This is a genomic window from Anaerobium acetethylicum (genome assembly GCF_900096945.1).
Classification (GTDB): Bacteria; Bacillota; Clostridia; order Lachnospirales; family Lachnospiraceae; genus Anaerobium; species Anaerobium acetethylicum.
Map to the genome: position 1 here is coordinate 1 of NZ_FMKA01000050.1, position 15943 is coordinate 15943.

Consider the following 15943-nt stretch of genomic DNA (forward strand, 5'->3'; position numbering starts at 1 on the left):
CTATATTGCATAGCAGTCAGCTCCTTCCTTGTGGTACTTCTAATACTACCACAAATGATTATTTCATTCACTGACAACTATGCTAACACACAGGGACCTGTGGATACAATAATTCCGCTAGATGATTGCTGTTCCAATTGTCCGTTATACTCAATGGTATATCTTGCAGAAACATGAGTTCGCTGTCCGATAAACAAATCATTTACAGCATATAATCGTTGTCCATCATTCAAATCAGCCTGTGCCAATGTAATTTCCCTACATCTTCGCTGATTACGGAAAACATCCGTGACAACCTTCTCAATATCTGTTGGCTTGAATGGCAACAGAACCCCGTCCCAACGACGGGGATCAGGGTTAACACCAATCAGAGGCTGACTGTCAAGATATTTCAACGTATTTGCAACTAATCCATCCTGTCCTACAACAATCACCATATCTTCTTTTCCAAAAATGTAATTCGACACATACTCACGATCCAAAACAAGAAGATTTCCCAGGCTTTCCAGGACTGAAACGATCTGCGTCAGAACATTTTTATACTGGCGGTTCTCTTCCAAATAGTCGGAGAAATCATTGCCCGAATGTTCAATCACAAACTGGGCCTGCTGGATGGTGTTATATCTAACAATCAGGTTTTCGAGGCGAGTTTTTCTCGTAATCAGAATAATTTTTCTATCCGTCAGTCTGTTCATTATTTGTCTCTTCTTTCAAGCAATCCCTGAAGTAGGTCAGGAGTTATGTTCAACTGACCGATTTTGTCCGCTTTATCAGCAAGTTCCTGGAATGCGATAGCAATCAGTTTATCAGGTTTCATACCCATGTTCGCCAGGGATTGCATCACCGTGGCATCGATTCCAGAAAATGCCTTCATCATGACAGAAAGTTCATAGGCTTTTGCATCCGCCTGCGCTTTAGCATTTTCCACAGAAAGCCCTACCAGTTGCTTCTTCTTTTCCTCTAGTTCAGTTTCAAACCCCAGCTCTTCTTCCTTGATCTGATTCTCTTTCTGCATCACCAGACGCTTTGCTTCCAGCTGGGTTTCCTTAATCTGTTTTTTCTTTTCTTCAACGGCAATTTCCGTATTCAGTTCATTCTCTTTGACTTTGCGCTCTTGTTCAATCGAGGCATTTCTTCTTTCATAGAGTGCCTCATCCGCTTTTCGTAAAATTTCTTCCCTCGCCTGGGCTTCAAGCGCACGCGCTGTTTCCTTATTCGGAAGAATGGCAAGTACTGAAAAACCCATTACCTCAATACCCAGGTTTTTAATTTCATTGATCTCACAAAGTTCATTCATGATATGATTAGCCAGTTTTTCGCTTGAACGGATTGCATCACGAAGCTGAATATTTTCAATATGCTTTTTAGTCAGTACCTTGGAGATATTGACAAGCCTCTGCGCGATTTTCTGAGAATTATCATTCACATACTTTTTATTTCTCATATCATATGTAAAATCCATGACTTCAGCAATTTTTCTGTAATCAGTGATTCTGTAGGTTATCTGTCCCTGTACTGTAACGGTCTGATAATCGTTAGTTACTTCCTCAAATACAAATGGCACATCGGCACTTGCAATTGGGATAACCACTGCCGAAGTAACAGGGGCATAATAAAAAAATGAAATGCCTGCACCCTCTTCAACTATTTTTCCCTTTTTATATCTCAGAACATATTCACTTGGTAAAAACTTGATAAACTTAATGTTAAACATATGTTTCTCCTTATTCTAGTATGTTTTTGACTTTCTTAAACTTAATATTATTATAAAGAAAACTCATGCCATATTCAACCACATTTTATATTTTATTAAAATTTTTCCTTATTTTAACGATACAAATAAGATAGCTGCAAATCCCAAAAATCCAGCCAATATTCCCGCTTCATCCACTCACTAAGAGCAAACTTCATTAGAATACGTTTTTCTGATAATACTTTACCAATAAATGTATTAATTATCATCATATTTTCCATTCGCACTTTTTTGGACGATTTTTCATAAATCTGATATACTGAAATCAGTATATAAAAGAAAGAATTCCTGTTCCTGATCACTTATCAACGCCATCCGTGCATTACATAAATGCACGAAATTTTAATGTTGCGTGCGCAACATAAGTTGTTTTACAAACAAGCTAAAGTCAAAGAGTAGCTAAGCGTGATAAAAGAAGGAGGTCGTTAAAATGTTTGAGTTCATCAAGGATAGCAAGAACAGATACAAAAACCTGGTCGACGGAGAATGGGTTGCCAGCAAAGAGGATACTTATATCGATATATATTCGCCGCTGGATGAATCTCTGATCGGCAGCATACCGGCGATGACCAGAGAGGAAGTAGATCTTGCGGTGCACGCTGCGAAGGCGGCCCAACGAAAGTGGAAATTGACAACCATCGATGAGCGTGGAGAAATCCTGTACCGGGCCGCAGAAATCTTGCTGGAGCAGACCGAAGAACTGGCGACGCTCATGATGAGAGAGATTGCGAAGGATATGAAAAGCTCGCGGTCAGAAGTTTCCAGGACCGCAGATTTTATCAAGTTTACAGCAGATACCGCTAAGAATTTATCGGGTGAAAGCATACCGGGAGACAGTTTCCCTGGATTTAAAAGTAATAAGATTTCCATCGTTCGTCGTGAACCATTGGGTGTTGTGCTTGCCATATCCCCGTTCAATTATCCAATCAACCTGGCAGCATCTAAGATTGCACCCGGATTGATGGCAGGCAACTCAATCCTGCTAAAGCCGGCAACTCAGGGGAGCCTGTGCGGACTTTATCTGGCAAAAGTATTTGAAGCTGCCGGAGTTCCGGCCGGAGTACTGAATACAATAACAGGTCGAGGCGGTGAGATTGGTGATTATGTAACCACACATCCCGAGATTAATTTCATTAATTTTACGGGAAGCACCGAAGTAGGAGCCCGCATTTCAAAATTGACCAGTATGGTACCTCTGTTAATGGAACTTGGTGGTAAAGATGCAGCCATCGTATTGGAGGATGCAGACCTGGAACTGACCGCCAACAATATCGTGGCAGGCGGCTATTCGTACTCTGGTCAGCGATGCACAGCGGTGAAGCGTATCCTGGTAATGGAGCCGGTTGCGAATCAGTTGGTTGAGAAAATCAAAGAAAAAATAAAAAAGCTGAAGGTTGGAAATCCACTTACCGATGGTGATGTGGACATCGTGCCGCTGATCAATACGAAAGCAGCTGATTTTGTTATGGAATTGATCGAAGATGCAAAATCAAAAGGCGGCAAGCTGATTGCAGGCGGCAACAGGCAAGGTAATTTAATTGAGCCGACCTTGTTCGATCATGTTACTACTGATATGCGGCTTGCATGGGAAGAGCCATTCGGACCAGTACTTCCCATTATAAGAGTAAAGAGCAAGCAGGAAGCGATTGAGATTGCCAACAGCTCGGTATATGGGCTTCAAAGTGCAGTATTTACACAAAATATCAATGATGCTTTCTACATCGCAGATCGTCTGGAAGTAGGGACCGTGCAGATCAATAATAAGACAGAGAGAGGTCCGGACCACTTCCCCTTCCTAGGTGTAAAAGCCTCCGGATTAGGCACTCAGGGCATCCGCTATTCCATCGAGTCCATGTCTCGTCCGAAAGCTACGGTTATCAATTTACCAGATCAAACCTAAAAAGTATTCATAAAAATCATAAAAAGACTGATCAGAATCGTTAAAGATTCTGATCAGTCTTTTTATGTAAATAAGCAACAGCCTAAACTGCTGCAGGACATCCCCATTGGCAATTATTATTCATAACGCTTGAACAGGACGCTGTTTTCCTTTGCAATATGAAGGAATATGTCATCCACCAATTCATGCAGTTTCTGATATACAGCCTTCATAGTAGGACACGCATACTCCGGAGGCGTGAAATCGTCTGTCTCTTTGATTATGCGCTTAATAATCAGACCGGCAGCTTCATGTTCATCCTCTAATTGACGAATGAGCGATCGCATTCCTGCTATATCCCCAGGAGTCTTATCAAGCTTACGCATTGCGGGGAAAAGCTCCTCTTCCTCCTTGGCAAAATGCTCCTCCAGCTCCATTTTCAATTCACTGAAATTTCGATGAAGCTTCAGAAGCTGTTCCTTTCCATGCTCGTAATGGACGAGCAGAATCTTATTCACAAGTTGATCCAGTTCCTTCCACAGAGCGCGCTCAGGCTGATGATGGATTTCAAGGATGAGGTCAATCAGCTGTTCGTCTGACAATTCATTCACAGGCTGTTCCTTATCCGGTCTTGCCAGATAATCACTGTAGGCATTCTGTACTTCAGTAACGAAATCTGATGAAAGACCTGCGTCCTTTATGGCAGCCTCAAGCGTTCGATCCCCCTGGCAGCAGTAATCTATATGCAGTTCATTGAGACGAGAAGTAATTGCAGGGAAAAATGTTACAAGTTCCCCGAGGTGCGTCTGGTTATTGATCGTAATTGTTTGTTTCATCAGCATGTCCTCCCCTGGCTATTTTTTTTAATTTGATAAACTCTTACCATTCGTTTCATCTCTTTAAATTCCTGGATTTTGATTTGTTCAACAGACAATCTCATTTTTATCATCAATTCGCATATACACAAAGAATTATCTGAACACTAACTCTTTAGACTTATTCTAACACCTGCTATATCTTTTAACAAGCTGTACTCGCAACAAGAAACCGTGTATTCGTTACTGGTCACAGAGTGAACAGTAATGCTATTCTTTTCCTATGCTACGTACAACTTTTTATATCTCGAAAATCAACATATATGCACCATAGTTAGTAGATATACTGTTTATTCATAGAATAGAATCTGAAATATCATAATCCGTTCTCTCTGATTATCCTCGTTGAACAAATCTCTACAATCAATTTCATCCATAAACTCCAATTCATCTATCGACATAAGATAAGATATATATTCATCTGAAGGATAGTAAAAAAACAATAGCATCTTTCTAGGTTCAAGGTAATAAGAATCAATTATTCTTGCCATAACCTTTCGAAGAATTTCTATTGAAAATGGATTAAAGAAATAAAATCTGTTCACCTCTGAGGGAACTGCATAATCTTCAGCATTCTGCATTAAAAAGCTGACACGACCGCCTGACATAGCTGTTTTTTGATTATCTATTGCCGCAGCATAGATTCTTTCATCATACTCCAGACCTATTGTTTTTGCTCTTGTCTGATAGGAAAAGAAAAAATCTACTCGTCCCTTTCCACAGCCATAGTCTAAAATCACATCTTTTTTTCTCAATAAACCACTATTAGCCAATCGTTCTAACACAAGGTAAGGCGTCGGTTCATACGGATAGCGGTACTGATCTGATCTGGAATCATCTCTGCCTGTGGTTTTTACCTTGATTAATTCATCCCATACTTTCTCATTATTTCTCATCCTTAAATTAAATGCTCTGCTCAAATTCCACCTCTATCATATTCTACTAAACAGCCGAAGCCGAAATTCATTTTACTTACTTCCTTAAATCTATGCATACCACCTCAGGATCATTGAACAATCGTACAGGAATTACGCTATTTCCCAATCCTCTGCTTACGTACATTGTCGTATCCTTCATTTGATAAGCACCTGATGTATATTTGGGGAAGAATCCCTGTCCGGGTGCGACTACTGCTCCTACGAATGGTAAAATAAACTGGCCGCCATGTGCGTGACCACTCAGCACAATATCAGCTTTCGCCGCACTAAAGTTGTTTATATACTGCGGTTCATGAGCTAAAACAATAGTCAGATCATCATTGCTGCATCCATTCATCAAATTTTTAAGAGTATCATCTCCAAGGCTTTTATCATCCAGTCCGATTAACTCAAATGATGCCTTCCCAGCATTTATTGTCGTTCCCTCATTGTCTAAGACAGTTGTATCCGTGTTTTTTATACCTTCAAACAAATCCTGTCTGTCTGCATCACTTAACCAATGCTCATGATTTCCCATGACATAATATATGGGGCATATACCCGAAATATCTTCAATAAAATTAACAGCAACGTCAATATCCATATGATTAGAATCCACCAAATCTCCTGTTACAACGATCAGATCCGGAGATAATTCTGCTATCTTCGTGATCAGATTTTTGTTGTTCTTTCCAAATTCCGCATTATGCAGATCAGAGATCTGAACAATGCGATAGCCTTCTAAATCCCCGGATATTTTGCTGCTTTTATAATCATAAGATGATACAACCAGGTGGTGATTTTCATACCATACGAAGATAATCAGCACAAGTAAAACTATCCCGGAGATAATCCATCTTTTTCGTTTTATCTTTTTATGTTCCAATAGATCACCTGCTTCCTTGTGGTACTTCTAATACTACCACAAATGATTATTTTATTCACGGACAACTAAGCTAAACACAGAGGATTTCCGCAGGGTGCTTTTTAAATAAGAATTAGCATTTACTCTTGACATATCAATTCACATGCCGTAGCGTTTAACTTAGTTAAACTATTGGAGGTTACTAAGAATCAGGGACTTTTAAAGGAGGTTATATGATATGACACAATGTTTCAAAGTCAACTTTCAGCCACTCTACCGCATTGCCCGGTTTCTGGCTTTAACAATGCTCATTATTATTCCATTACAAATCGTTGTTTATGTGATTTCACCGCCACCAGATACTGTTAAAGGATTCTTTGAGCTATATCATCAAAATCCGTTCTTAGGATTGCTGAGCCTGGATTTTCTTTACCTATTTAACAATATGATCATTATAATAGTCTATTTAGCCCTCTTTGTCGTCTTGTACCAGGAAAAGCCCGTTACTGTACTCTTGGCCTTAATACTTGGCTTAATCGGCATTGCGTGCTATTATCCGTCCAATCCTGCATTTGAAATGCTGACGCTAAGTAATCAGTATTTTCAGGCGTTGCCTGAACAGCAAACAATCTATTTGGCAGCTGGAGAAGCCGTGATGGCTGGCTATACAGGTACCTCCTTTGATGTATACTATGTTTTAAGTACCATATGCCTTTTGCTGTTTTCATGGGCAATAATATAAAGCACCAGGTTCAATAAGTCGGTTGGTCTGTGGGGGTTAGCTTCCGGATTTTTTATGATTGTACCCTCATCGGCGGGTATGTTAGGGATGATTTTTTCTTTCCTGTCCCTCATTCCCTGGGTTGTATTTGTCACACTGTTGATGTTGAAATTTAAAAAATTGGCCACTGAACCTCAGAATGCTTAATAGAAAACATTACCAAATCAAACGTGTTCAAACCGAAGGGAACCTCACCGTCTACGAGGATAATTTTTACAGTACATTTCAGGACCGGAGTAACGGTGGATGTTGAAGAACAAACGATAAACAAGCAAGGCACTCTACGAAATTAAACGCAGAGTGCCTATTTATGGTCATTATTTCAATCGTTCAAATATTCGATAGCACAGGTAGGTCAAATATGGAGATGACACTTTTTTCTGCCCAAAATCCCAGTCCTTTAATTTCTGGTATACTGACTCGGGCGTAAAAAAACCATCCTTGTCTTGTCTTGCTCTTATATGCGCAATCATTTCAAGGAAGCGTGGATCATCCTGCACAAACTCATATTTACTCAGCACACCAGCCACACTGATAATATCATACCAGCATGATGGTGCCTTCAGCTTTCGGAAGTCCGTCCCCATATAGAACATATAGGGATGCTGATCAAGGCTGTTTTCCCAGAGCCTAAGCAATGCTTTGACGGTGGAAACTGCAACCTGGGATTCCCGATACTCAGGTATATAGGACAGTAAATCAGCCATTATCAGCGTTGCATACGGACAGCAATCATCCTTTTTCCCGGGTCCGCGAAATTTGCCGAGTTCAGGAGACACGGCACAAGGGAACCCGTTATCACGGTATAAGGATACCAGATGGTCAACACCCGGCTTGATGTATTCATGGTAATCTACCCCTGCCTTTAGCAGCGCAAGCAAAAGCAGCGGTGCATCGCACAGGCACCAGCTGAAAACATCCACACCCGCGCCGCCATAATGCTTTGGCACATTGGTCATAGACTGATAGATGCCGTGCTCGTCCCGATGCTTAAGAATTTCACTGACAGCGATTTTTATTTCCGGAACTTCCGTATCAAATCCAAGGTCCAACAGAAACAGAAGTTTGTGTATCGGCAAATCAGGATTCTTATGATTTGTTACCAGCGTGCCATGAAACTTTTCAACATCCATAAAGTAACTTTTCATACGGCTATCAGCCAGCGCTGCATTTCTGATATGGACAAGCTTATCCTTTGGTTCGCGGCACAGATGAAGTCGGACCGCATATTTCAGCCAGTCATCGCTTAGATCGAGTAACTTTTGATATTCCATTTTCACCACCAGCCTTCTTTTCCATATTTCCCATGTGCATTCTTCCACTTGTCTGCTATTTCAAGAAACGCATCATATCCATACGTTCTGATGTAATCTGTCGCTTGTTTGTATTTTTTATATTTGTAGCCATTTTTATTATAGAAGTCATTAAGAACACTGCAAGTGCTATATTCACTACAATCAGCGCAAGACTGTAGTTTTTTACAAATGCAGCAAATTTTAATCTTGCATTTTGCCTTTAAAATATCTCTTTTCCCGCTTTCATAACCAACTTTACACCCTTTACATGCCTGCTCTTTAAATGCGGAACAAGTGCCACAATAAGCACCACAACAACCGATTTCCCTAATTGACATGATATGGCTCCTCCCCTAATACTCTGTACAATTCTTACCATTCACGCTTTGCGCAGTAATAATTTGCGTATCTAACCTGACCACACAACCTCGGATAACAAAAAAACATCTAAATCCCCGGATATTTTGCTGCTTTTATAATCATAAGATGATACAACCAGGTGGTGATTTTCGTCTATTAAGGAATTATAAATTCATCAATATCAATCAAATATATATCATGTCTTTGTGTTAGTTTTTCGATAAATGGAGTTGACTCTTTTCTAAGTACAGCAATTACTCTTTTATCAAAAATTTTTATTATTTCATTTTGATAATGAATGGCGTTATTTTCTAAAAATCCTATTTCATCAATAACAATTAAATCAATCTCATCATCATTATTATAGTTTCTCAAAATACCTGCTCCTAAACTCTCAAATGTCTCCGTGACAGGTATTAAAGCGGTACCTGAATTGCTTCTTTTTGCTATTACTCCATTAATATGCTGGTCATTAAAGTCTCTAAGAACAACATACTTTGGAGCAATTTTATCATCCCTGATTGCATAAGTTATAATTCCTCCAATAGAAATCTCATCCTTAAGAATTTCATTTAATACTGATGTTTTACCACTTTTTTTACTGCCCGTAATCAAAAGATGTTTTTTCCCGCTTTCTCTAAAAGATTTCATTATATATTTTTTTAATTGCATCATTCGATCGTCTGTTAAAATCATCATATTTTTGAATAAACTCCTTTGCTTCTTCTGTAATATATGAACCACCACCATCTCTTCCGCCTACTTGTCGGATTAGCAGTTTGGTTGATAATTCATTTTCACACTTTTTTATTAAAGCAAAAGCCTTACTATAAGACATATTCATTTCTTGAGCCGCCTTATTTAAGGAACCTAATTCATTCGTTTTTTTAAGAAGATTCATAGGCCCTGTTCCAAAAAACTTAACATTATCATCATTTACAAGCCAAACTTTGTAATTATAATTCATAATGATCCATCCTTATTATATAGAATATCTGTAACTGTTCCAAATCTGGTCCCGCTAATGCTTAGTCACTATAATACAGCATATATTTTTGATTATATTCTAAAATTTTAACTTGTCCATAGATTTCCGACAGTTTTTTTTCTACCATATTGATATCTTCCGTTTTTAAGTCTATCTCCGTAATCTTCTTATCTTTTAATAATAAAATCCTATCGCAATAATTCAAAGCGTATTCTGGGTTATGCATGGATATCACACAGCTTTTATTCATATTTATTATGATCTCTCTTATTTTTTTCATAAGCTTGTTCTTATTTATCAAATCCAAACTGCTCTCAGGTTCATCCATTAACATGTATGTACCCTTTTGCATCAGCGCCCGTGCTATAACTACAATCTGTTTTTGACCTTCACTTAAGTCCAAATAGTTTCTATCAGCAAGCTCAGAAATTCCCAATATTTCCAAACATTCTAATGCTTGCTCTCTATGTTCCTGCGCTGGAGTTTGAAACATATTCAAATATGGTGTTGCTCCCATTAAAACAACATCAACAACAGTTGTATAATATACAATAGTACCAGACTGTGGAACATAGCTTATTAACTTTGCTCTCTCTTTTTCTTTTAATGTAAATAGATCTTTCTCTCCAATCGTAATATTACCCGACTTAAGCTTTATCAATCCACAGATCATCTTAATAATGGTCGTCTTCCCTGAACCATTCAAACCTAACAGTGCGTATATTTTACCTTCTTCTATATTAAAGCTTATATCAGATATAAAAAATCCATCAGAGTACCCTCCTGAAATTCCATTAATTCTCATATGAATTCTCCAATCTAAATTTTCTTCTTCGTACAAACTAAGAATGCCAGATATGGTGCTCCAATAAATGATGTAATAATACTAATTGGCAGCTCTGAAGGAAGAATTGTTCTTGCAATACAATCAGATAGTATCATTAAAATTGCTCCCAATAACCCACTGAATACAATGGTATTAAAATCATTTCTCTTTAAAATTGATCTTGCAATATGGGGCGGTACTAAACCAACAAAACTAATTAATCCAGTAACACAAACGACACTTGCAACTACCAAAGTAGAACATAGCAAAATCAAGTATCTGCTCTGTTCTACTGAAATACCCAAAGTCTTAACTTCCTCGTCACTAACCGAAAGTACATGAATCTTCCAGCGCATTAAAAATATACCCACCATTCCTATAATAAAAAATGGCAATATAATCTTTAGTTTCTCCCCTGTAATGCTTCCAAAGCTTCCCATGGTCCAGTATTCAATCGCTCCCATTTCATTTAATGGATCCGAAAAATACTTTATAGTCATTAGAATACCATTGCTGATTGCATTGATAACAATACCCGCCAGCACATAGGTCAGTACATTATCAGTTCTTGAGAATTTTACAATACCTATTACAAATGATAATGCAAGAAGTCCACCTAAAAAGGCACCAAAAACCACGGACAATACATTACCTGAGATAAACACAATACTAAAGGCAGCACCTACATTTGCACCAGAAGTAACTCCAATTATATCAGGGGAAGCGAGTGGATTCTTAAATAATGTCTGATAGACACTGCCCGCCATACTTAAGCCAATTCCAGCTAGGACTACCATTATACTTCTTGGTAGTCTTAGCATATAGAAAACATTTATAGTCATTTGGTTTTCATGGGTTCCCTTTAAAACCTTTGTAATATCTTCAATTGACAGGCTATACTTTCCTACACCAATTGATAATACAAAGGCAAAAATAAGGACTGCAAATGTAATAACATTTGTTCTATTTGATTTCATACTATAATGTTTCCTGGCATTATTCATTTATTGCCAGAACCTCTTTATCTGCATCAAAATTATAGAATTTATTGTAAAAATCATATACATCTTCCGCAAAACTGTCATTGGTATAGTCATCACTATAAAGAATACTTGTCAGCCACATTTTGCCTAATATACTAGATGGTACTGGTGAATCCCAGGCTTCAAATTCAGTTGGCATCTGAAAAACTTTATTATTCCTAATTGCAGAAAGTTCAGATAAATTACTGTCCTTCATTACATCTTCTTTGGTATATTCTGCTTCAGGAGCTATTATAATATAATCCGGGTTATATTCAACAAGCTGTTCGTATGAAATATTTGCCCAATAGGAGTCTTCAATATTGTTTGCAACATTAGTTCCGCCGGCAGCTTCAATAAAGTCGTTTTGATACATATTCGCTGTAGCTGTTGAAAGCATACTGCTGTTACCCGCTAAGTAAACCTTTGGCTTATCTGTAGTGTCAGCATATACACCTTCTAATGCTTCCCCTTTTTCTGTATAATAAGTTAGTAATTGATCATAATCTTCAACCCCTGTAAGCTTTGCAATCATTGTTATCATTTCAACTAATAACTCTTCACTTTCTGGATTTACACCAATAACTGTTACTCCCATTTTTTCAAGAGTACTTATCTGATCTTTTAATTTTATTGGCAGTATAACCAGATCTGGAGCTAAAGAAACACACCCTTCTAAATCAAATTCTTTCGCTGTTCCTACATTTGGCAGCTCTAATAATTTTGGGGCCGAAAGTTTATAAATAGGTCTTGAATCCGCTTTTGCCTCTATACCAACCAGTTTGTCTGTTAAGCCTAATGCAATTAATGCAGATGTAGAAATATAATATCCGCTCACTATTCTTTCCGGCTGATTCTTGATAGTTACTGTTCGTCCAAGGTGATCTGTTACCGTGACTTCTTGTTCATTTTCTGTAGTCGTCAATTCATTCGTTTCTTGAACGTCTGTTTCTTTTGTCTCCTCTTCCGCAACTACATTTTGTGTTGATTGTGGTTCGTCACCGGATGTTTTTGCACATGCCCCGATTAATATCATTGTTAAGATTGTAAATAATAGTAGTAAAACTCTCTTTTTCATAAATTCCTCCATATAATTTTATTCATCATTATATTTTCAAAAACATAACGCTTTGTTAATGAATATATTTTAACTTATAATTTGTTTGAATACAAGTCACTATTTTAGTGCACCCCTATCCGGTAAAAAAGTGCAATAAATACCGGCTGGCAGGTATCCCTTTCAGGCAGTTGTGATCTTTGCTGAATGCACAATAATTATTCATGGTTACAGCCGCTTCATACTTACTCGCGAACTATAAATACAAAAAACTGCTCATTATTCCAAAAGAAACAGAAGTTGTAAAACGCATCCACCGAGAATATCCCAAAGGTGCCAGCATGCCCTAGTCTTCTACTCTATATCTTCTAATAAGCATATACTACCTCAATCAAAATAAAAATCAAAATGTTCCACTACATAAGGGTGACAACTATTCGCACACAGCACTAATCTGCCACGAAAAATTGTCACCCCCATTGAACTTTCTTCAATTATTACATTTTATACCTACAAAAGTACAGGTACATAATCAGGCAAAAATGCCTACGAAGCCAGTAAATACACTATTTCTTTGACAAAAGAGCGACGGTTTCCACGTGTGTCGTCTTCGTAATAAGGGAACATATTATCCGAGTCGTCTTGCCAATTGGAACACATTTTTGTATGCTCTAATCCCTCACTAGCAAAACTCTCATTTTTGTTATTGTTACCATTCAATAAGTCGTTTTGAGTGCTCATTTTAAACAGCCCTTTCTACTTATTGAAGTCAACTTGTTACTAACCTACCTGCTTGCGTAAATTCTTGTATCTCTTTTTTGCATCTGATACCGAATAATCAGCAAGTCCTTTTAATACAAAAGTAATCTTATATGGATCTGATATTCCATCTTCATTTATTTCACCAATAAGTACTTTTTTTACAACACTCTCAAATACAGAACGATCGAATTTATCCAATACCTTAACTTCTGAAATTCGTGATCTTAAATCTTTCATTCTCTTGCCGATATCTTTCTTTGCATCAACATTTGATGTTAGAATTTTTTGTTCCTGCCTAATATGATTGATTTTCTGTGTATATTCATCATATCTCTCATCATAAGCCTCTTTTAAGATTTTATCATCAAGTAACATATCGGTCAATTTCTTTCGTTTTGCTTCCATTGCTGCCAGACTCTTATCAACACGTTTTATGTTAACTTCCTATGATTTTTCCATCTAAAAGGCTTCCGAACTGAAAAAACATAGAAAAAGCCCGAATCTATGCGACATTATGTTGCGTTGGTTTGGGTTTTATGCTACACTGTTTCTAGATAGAATTCCATCTAAACACAGGAGGCGTTATGTACTTAGATTTTCTTGTTAAAATACCAGAAGCACCTGGTAAACTAGTCAGGGTAAAAAAAGGGAATACCACCTATATTGACTATGAATACGACCGCACTTATGATAGCGACAAAAAATACACCACACCCAAACGGTCGACGATTGGAAAACTTTCAAAAGCTGATAACACAATGATGCAGCCAAACCAGAACTTTCTTAAGTTTTTTCCAGAGGCAGAACTGCCCGAGGAAAAAGACAGAACTTGCAGAAGCAGCTGTCTTAGGGTCGGAACCTATATTGTCATCAAAAAGATCATGAGAGATTGTGGTCTCCCTGAAATCCTCGGAAGATACTTCAACGAAAAGGAACTTGGATTGTTTCTCGATCTGGCTTCCTACTCTATCATTTCAGAGAACAATGCTGGGCAGTACTATCCAGACTATGCATACAATCATCCTCTATTAACAAAAGGCATGCGTATCTACAGCGACTCCAAGGTCTCGGATTTTCTGAATTCCATTTCTGAAGATCAAAGTGTTGATTTTTTAAATGACTGGAATGAAACGAAAGACCACCGGGAAAAGATATATATTTCTTATGATTCTACTAACAAGAACTGCCAGGCGGGTGAAATCGAAATGGCGGAATACGGGCATGCAAAGGATGATAAGGGCCTTCCAATCTTCAATTATGCAATCGCCTACGACACACATAATAATGAGCCTCTCTTTTATGAAAAATATCCTGGCAGCATAAATGATGTTTCGCAGCTACAGTTCATGCTCGATAAGGCACAGGGTTATGGTTACAAGAAAATAGGATTTATATTGGACAGAGGTTATTTCAGCAAGGGAAATATTGAGTTCATGGACCGGTGCGGATATGAGTTCGTGATAATGGTTAAGGGAATGGCGTCATTTGTGAATCAGCTAGTCCTTGATAATAAGGGGAAGTTTGAAAGCAAGCGGATATGCAATATTCCGGACTATAATGTATATGGGATGACCGTAAAGAAAAAGCTGTACGTGACAGATGAAACGGAAAGATATTTTCATATATATCACAGCATATCGAAAGAAAGTTCTGAGAGAATGGTTATGGAAGCAAAGCTCCAGCAGATGACCAGATATCTGAACCAGCACACAAATGAAATCAAGGAATTTGGCACCGCTTTTAATAAATACTTCGAATTATACTATGATGACAACAAAGAAAGATTTCTTTTCGCCACTGAGCAGATCAGTGTCATAGAAAGGGAAATAGACTTGTGTGGATATTTTATTATCATTACATCCCGTAAAATGACAGCAAAAGAAGCCATAAATTTGTACAAGAGCCGAGATGTATCAGAAAAGCTATTTAGGGGAGATAAATCATACCTTGGAAACAAGAGCTTAAGGGTTCATTCGGACGAATCGGCTTCAGCTAAGATATTTATTGAATTCATTGCGCTTATTATAAGAAATAAGATATATACATGCCTGAAAGAGGAAATGAAAAATCTTGATAAAAAGCCTAATTACATGACTGTTCCAGCTGCAATGAGGGAACTGGAAAAAATCGAAATGGTAAGACAGCTTGACAATGTGTACCGGTTAGATCATGCAATAACCGCAACACAAAAAACAATACTGAAGGCATTCAGCTTGGATGCTGCGTATATAAAATACAGGGCAACAGAAATCAGCAACGAATTGAAAATATAGCAAACGTGAGGTGGAGAATACAATGGCGAGAATAGCAATTCCATTGGAACAGAAAATTGAAGCTGCACAGCAGAAAGTAGTTAAAGCCAAAGAAAAATATGATGCTGCAATTGAGGAACTTAAAAGGCTTATGGATAAAAGAGATTCTGTAAAGAAAGAGGAAATCCTTGCGGCGTGTTGAATGTCAAGGAAAATTGGTTCTTCCTCACATCTTCGTATATACGTATGCAAATAACTGGTAGATTGTGTTATACTAATAATAAATATCCGTGAGGTGATCAAAATGCAGA

Annotated in this window: 18 protein-coding genes; 4 read left to right on the top strand and 14 right to left on the bottom strand. The window is 37.9% G+C overall.

All coding sequences use genetic code 11. The annotated features are described in order from the left end of the window. Positions 1-77: 77 nt before the first annotated feature. From BJR36_RS18545 to BJR36_RS20595, 3 genes are all read right to left on the bottom strand, one after another. On the bottom strand, positions 78-695 hold the full coding sequence (locus tag BJR36_RS18545) for an NAD(+)/NADH kinase (RefSeq protein WP_091236922.1): 618 nt from the start codon (positions 693-695) through the stop codon (positions 78-80). Continuing rightward, on the bottom strand, positions 695-1714 hold the full coding sequence (locus tag BJR36_RS18550; RefSeq protein WP_091236923.1) for an SPFH domain-containing protein: 1020 nt from the start codon (positions 1712-1714) through the stop codon (positions 695-697). The genes BJR36_RS18545 and BJR36_RS18550 overlap by 1 nt, the downstream gene beginning before the upstream one ends. A gap of 113 nt (positions 1715-1827) precedes the next feature. Beyond that, positions 1828-1974, bottom strand: a complete 147-nt coding sequence (locus tag BJR36_RS20595; protein ID WP_207648913.1) for a hypothetical protein — start codon at positions 1972-1974, stop codon at positions 1828-1830. A gap of 209 nt (positions 1975-2183) precedes the next feature. On the opposite strand from BJR36_RS20595, the gene BJR36_RS18555 reads away from it, so the two are divergent. Beyond that, the gene (locus BJR36_RS18555; RefSeq protein ID WP_091236924.1) at positions 2184-3653 is read left to right on the top strand and encodes an NADP-dependent glyceraldehyde-3-phosphate dehydrogenase; all 1470 of its coding nucleotides are present in this window, start codon (positions 2184-2186) and stop codon (positions 3651-3653) included. Between the two features lie 116 nt (positions 3654-3769). On the opposite strand, the gene BJR36_RS18560 is transcribed toward BJR36_RS18555, so the two are convergent. From BJR36_RS18560 to BJR36_RS18570, 3 genes are all read right to left on the bottom strand, one after another. Continuing rightward, positions 3770-4468: a DUF542 domain-containing protein gene (locus BJR36_RS18560; RefSeq protein ID WP_091236925.1), complete on the bottom strand. Its 699-nt coding sequence runs from the start codon at positions 4466-4468 to the stop codon at positions 3770-3772. A gap of 329 nt (positions 4469-4797) precedes the next feature. Continuing rightward, on the bottom strand, positions 4798-5427 hold the full coding sequence (locus BJR36_RS18565) for a class I SAM-dependent methyltransferase (protein ID WP_330388002.1): 630 nt from the start codon (positions 5425-5427) through the stop codon (positions 4798-4800). Between the two features lie 52 nt (positions 5428-5479). Next, positions 5480-6310, bottom strand: coding sequence for a metallophosphoesterase (locus BJR36_RS18570; protein ID WP_091236927.1), 831 nt, complete (start codon positions 6308-6310; stop codon positions 5480-5482). Between the two features lie 217 nt (positions 6311-6527). On the opposite strand from BJR36_RS18570, the gene BJR36_RS18575 reads away from it, so the two are divergent. After that, complete coding sequence (locus tag BJR36_RS18575) at positions 6528-7031, top strand: hypothetical protein (RefSeq protein ID WP_091236928.1); 504 nt, start codon at positions 6528-6530, stop codon at positions 7029-7031. A 356-nt stretch (positions 7032-7387) separates the two neighbouring features. Here the strand turns inward: BJR36_RS18575 and BJR36_RS18580 are convergent, their stop codons facing one another. The 8 genes from BJR36_RS18580 to BJR36_RS18615 all read right to left on the bottom strand — a co-directional run bounded on the left by BJR36_RS18580 (position 7388) and on the right by BJR36_RS18615 (position 13785). Next, a complete protein-coding gene (locus BJR36_RS18580; RefSeq protein WP_091236929.1) occupies positions 7388-8344 on the bottom strand; it encodes a hypothetical protein in 957 nt (318 codons plus the stop codon). A 2-nt stretch (positions 8345-8346) separates the two neighbouring features. Further along, positions 8347-8703, bottom strand: a complete 357-nt coding sequence (locus tag BJR36_RS18585) for a hypothetical protein (protein WP_091236930.1) — start codon at positions 8701-8703, stop codon at positions 8347-8349. A gap of 178 nt (positions 8704-8881) precedes the next feature. After that, the gene (locus BJR36_RS18590; protein ID WP_207648914.1) at positions 8882-9376 is read right to left on the bottom strand and encodes a nucleoside-triphosphatase; all 495 of its coding nucleotides are present in this window, start codon (positions 9374-9376) and stop codon (positions 8882-8884) included. Continuing rightward, entirely contained in the window at positions 9363-9692 is a 330-nt protein-coding gene (locus tag BJR36_RS18595) for a winged helix-turn-helix domain-containing protein (RefSeq protein WP_091236932.1), read from the bottom strand. The genes BJR36_RS18590 and BJR36_RS18595 overlap by 14 nt, the downstream gene beginning before the upstream one ends. 61 nt (positions 9693-9753) lie before the next feature. Beyond that, the gene (locus tag BJR36_RS18600) at positions 9754-10518 is read right to left on the bottom strand and encodes an ABC transporter ATP-binding protein (protein WP_091236933.1); all 765 of its coding nucleotides are present in this window, start codon (positions 10516-10518) and stop codon (positions 9754-9756) included. A gap of 14 nt (positions 10519-10532) precedes the next feature. Continuing rightward, positions 10533-11516, bottom strand: a complete 984-nt coding sequence (locus BJR36_RS18605; protein ID WP_091236937.1) for a FecCD family ABC transporter permease — start codon at positions 11514-11516, stop codon at positions 10533-10535. A gap of 19 nt (positions 11517-11535) precedes the next feature. Next, entirely contained in the window at positions 11536-12639 is a 1104-nt protein-coding gene (locus BJR36_RS18610; protein ID WP_207648915.1) for an ABC transporter substrate-binding protein, read from the bottom strand. A gap of 759 nt (positions 12640-13398) precedes the next feature. Next, positions 13399-13785, bottom strand: a complete 387-nt coding sequence (locus BJR36_RS18615) for a hypothetical protein (protein WP_091236935.1) — start codon at positions 13783-13785, stop codon at positions 13399-13401. 179 nt (positions 13786-13964) lie between these two features. Here BJR36_RS18615 and BJR36_RS18620 point away from each other — a divergent pair, with 179 nt between their 5' ends. Beyond that, positions 13965-15653: an IS1634 family transposase gene (locus BJR36_RS18620; protein ID WP_091236936.1), complete on the top strand. Its 1689-nt coding sequence runs from the start codon at positions 13965-13967 to the stop codon at positions 15651-15653. Between the two features lie 22 nt (positions 15654-15675). Beyond that, positions 15676-15834 (top strand): hypothetical protein, encoded by a 159-nt coding sequence (locus tag BJR36_RS20465; protein ID WP_169823782.1) that lies wholly within the window; start codon positions 15676-15678, stop codon positions 15832-15834. Positions 15835-15943 lie beyond the last annotated feature (109 nt).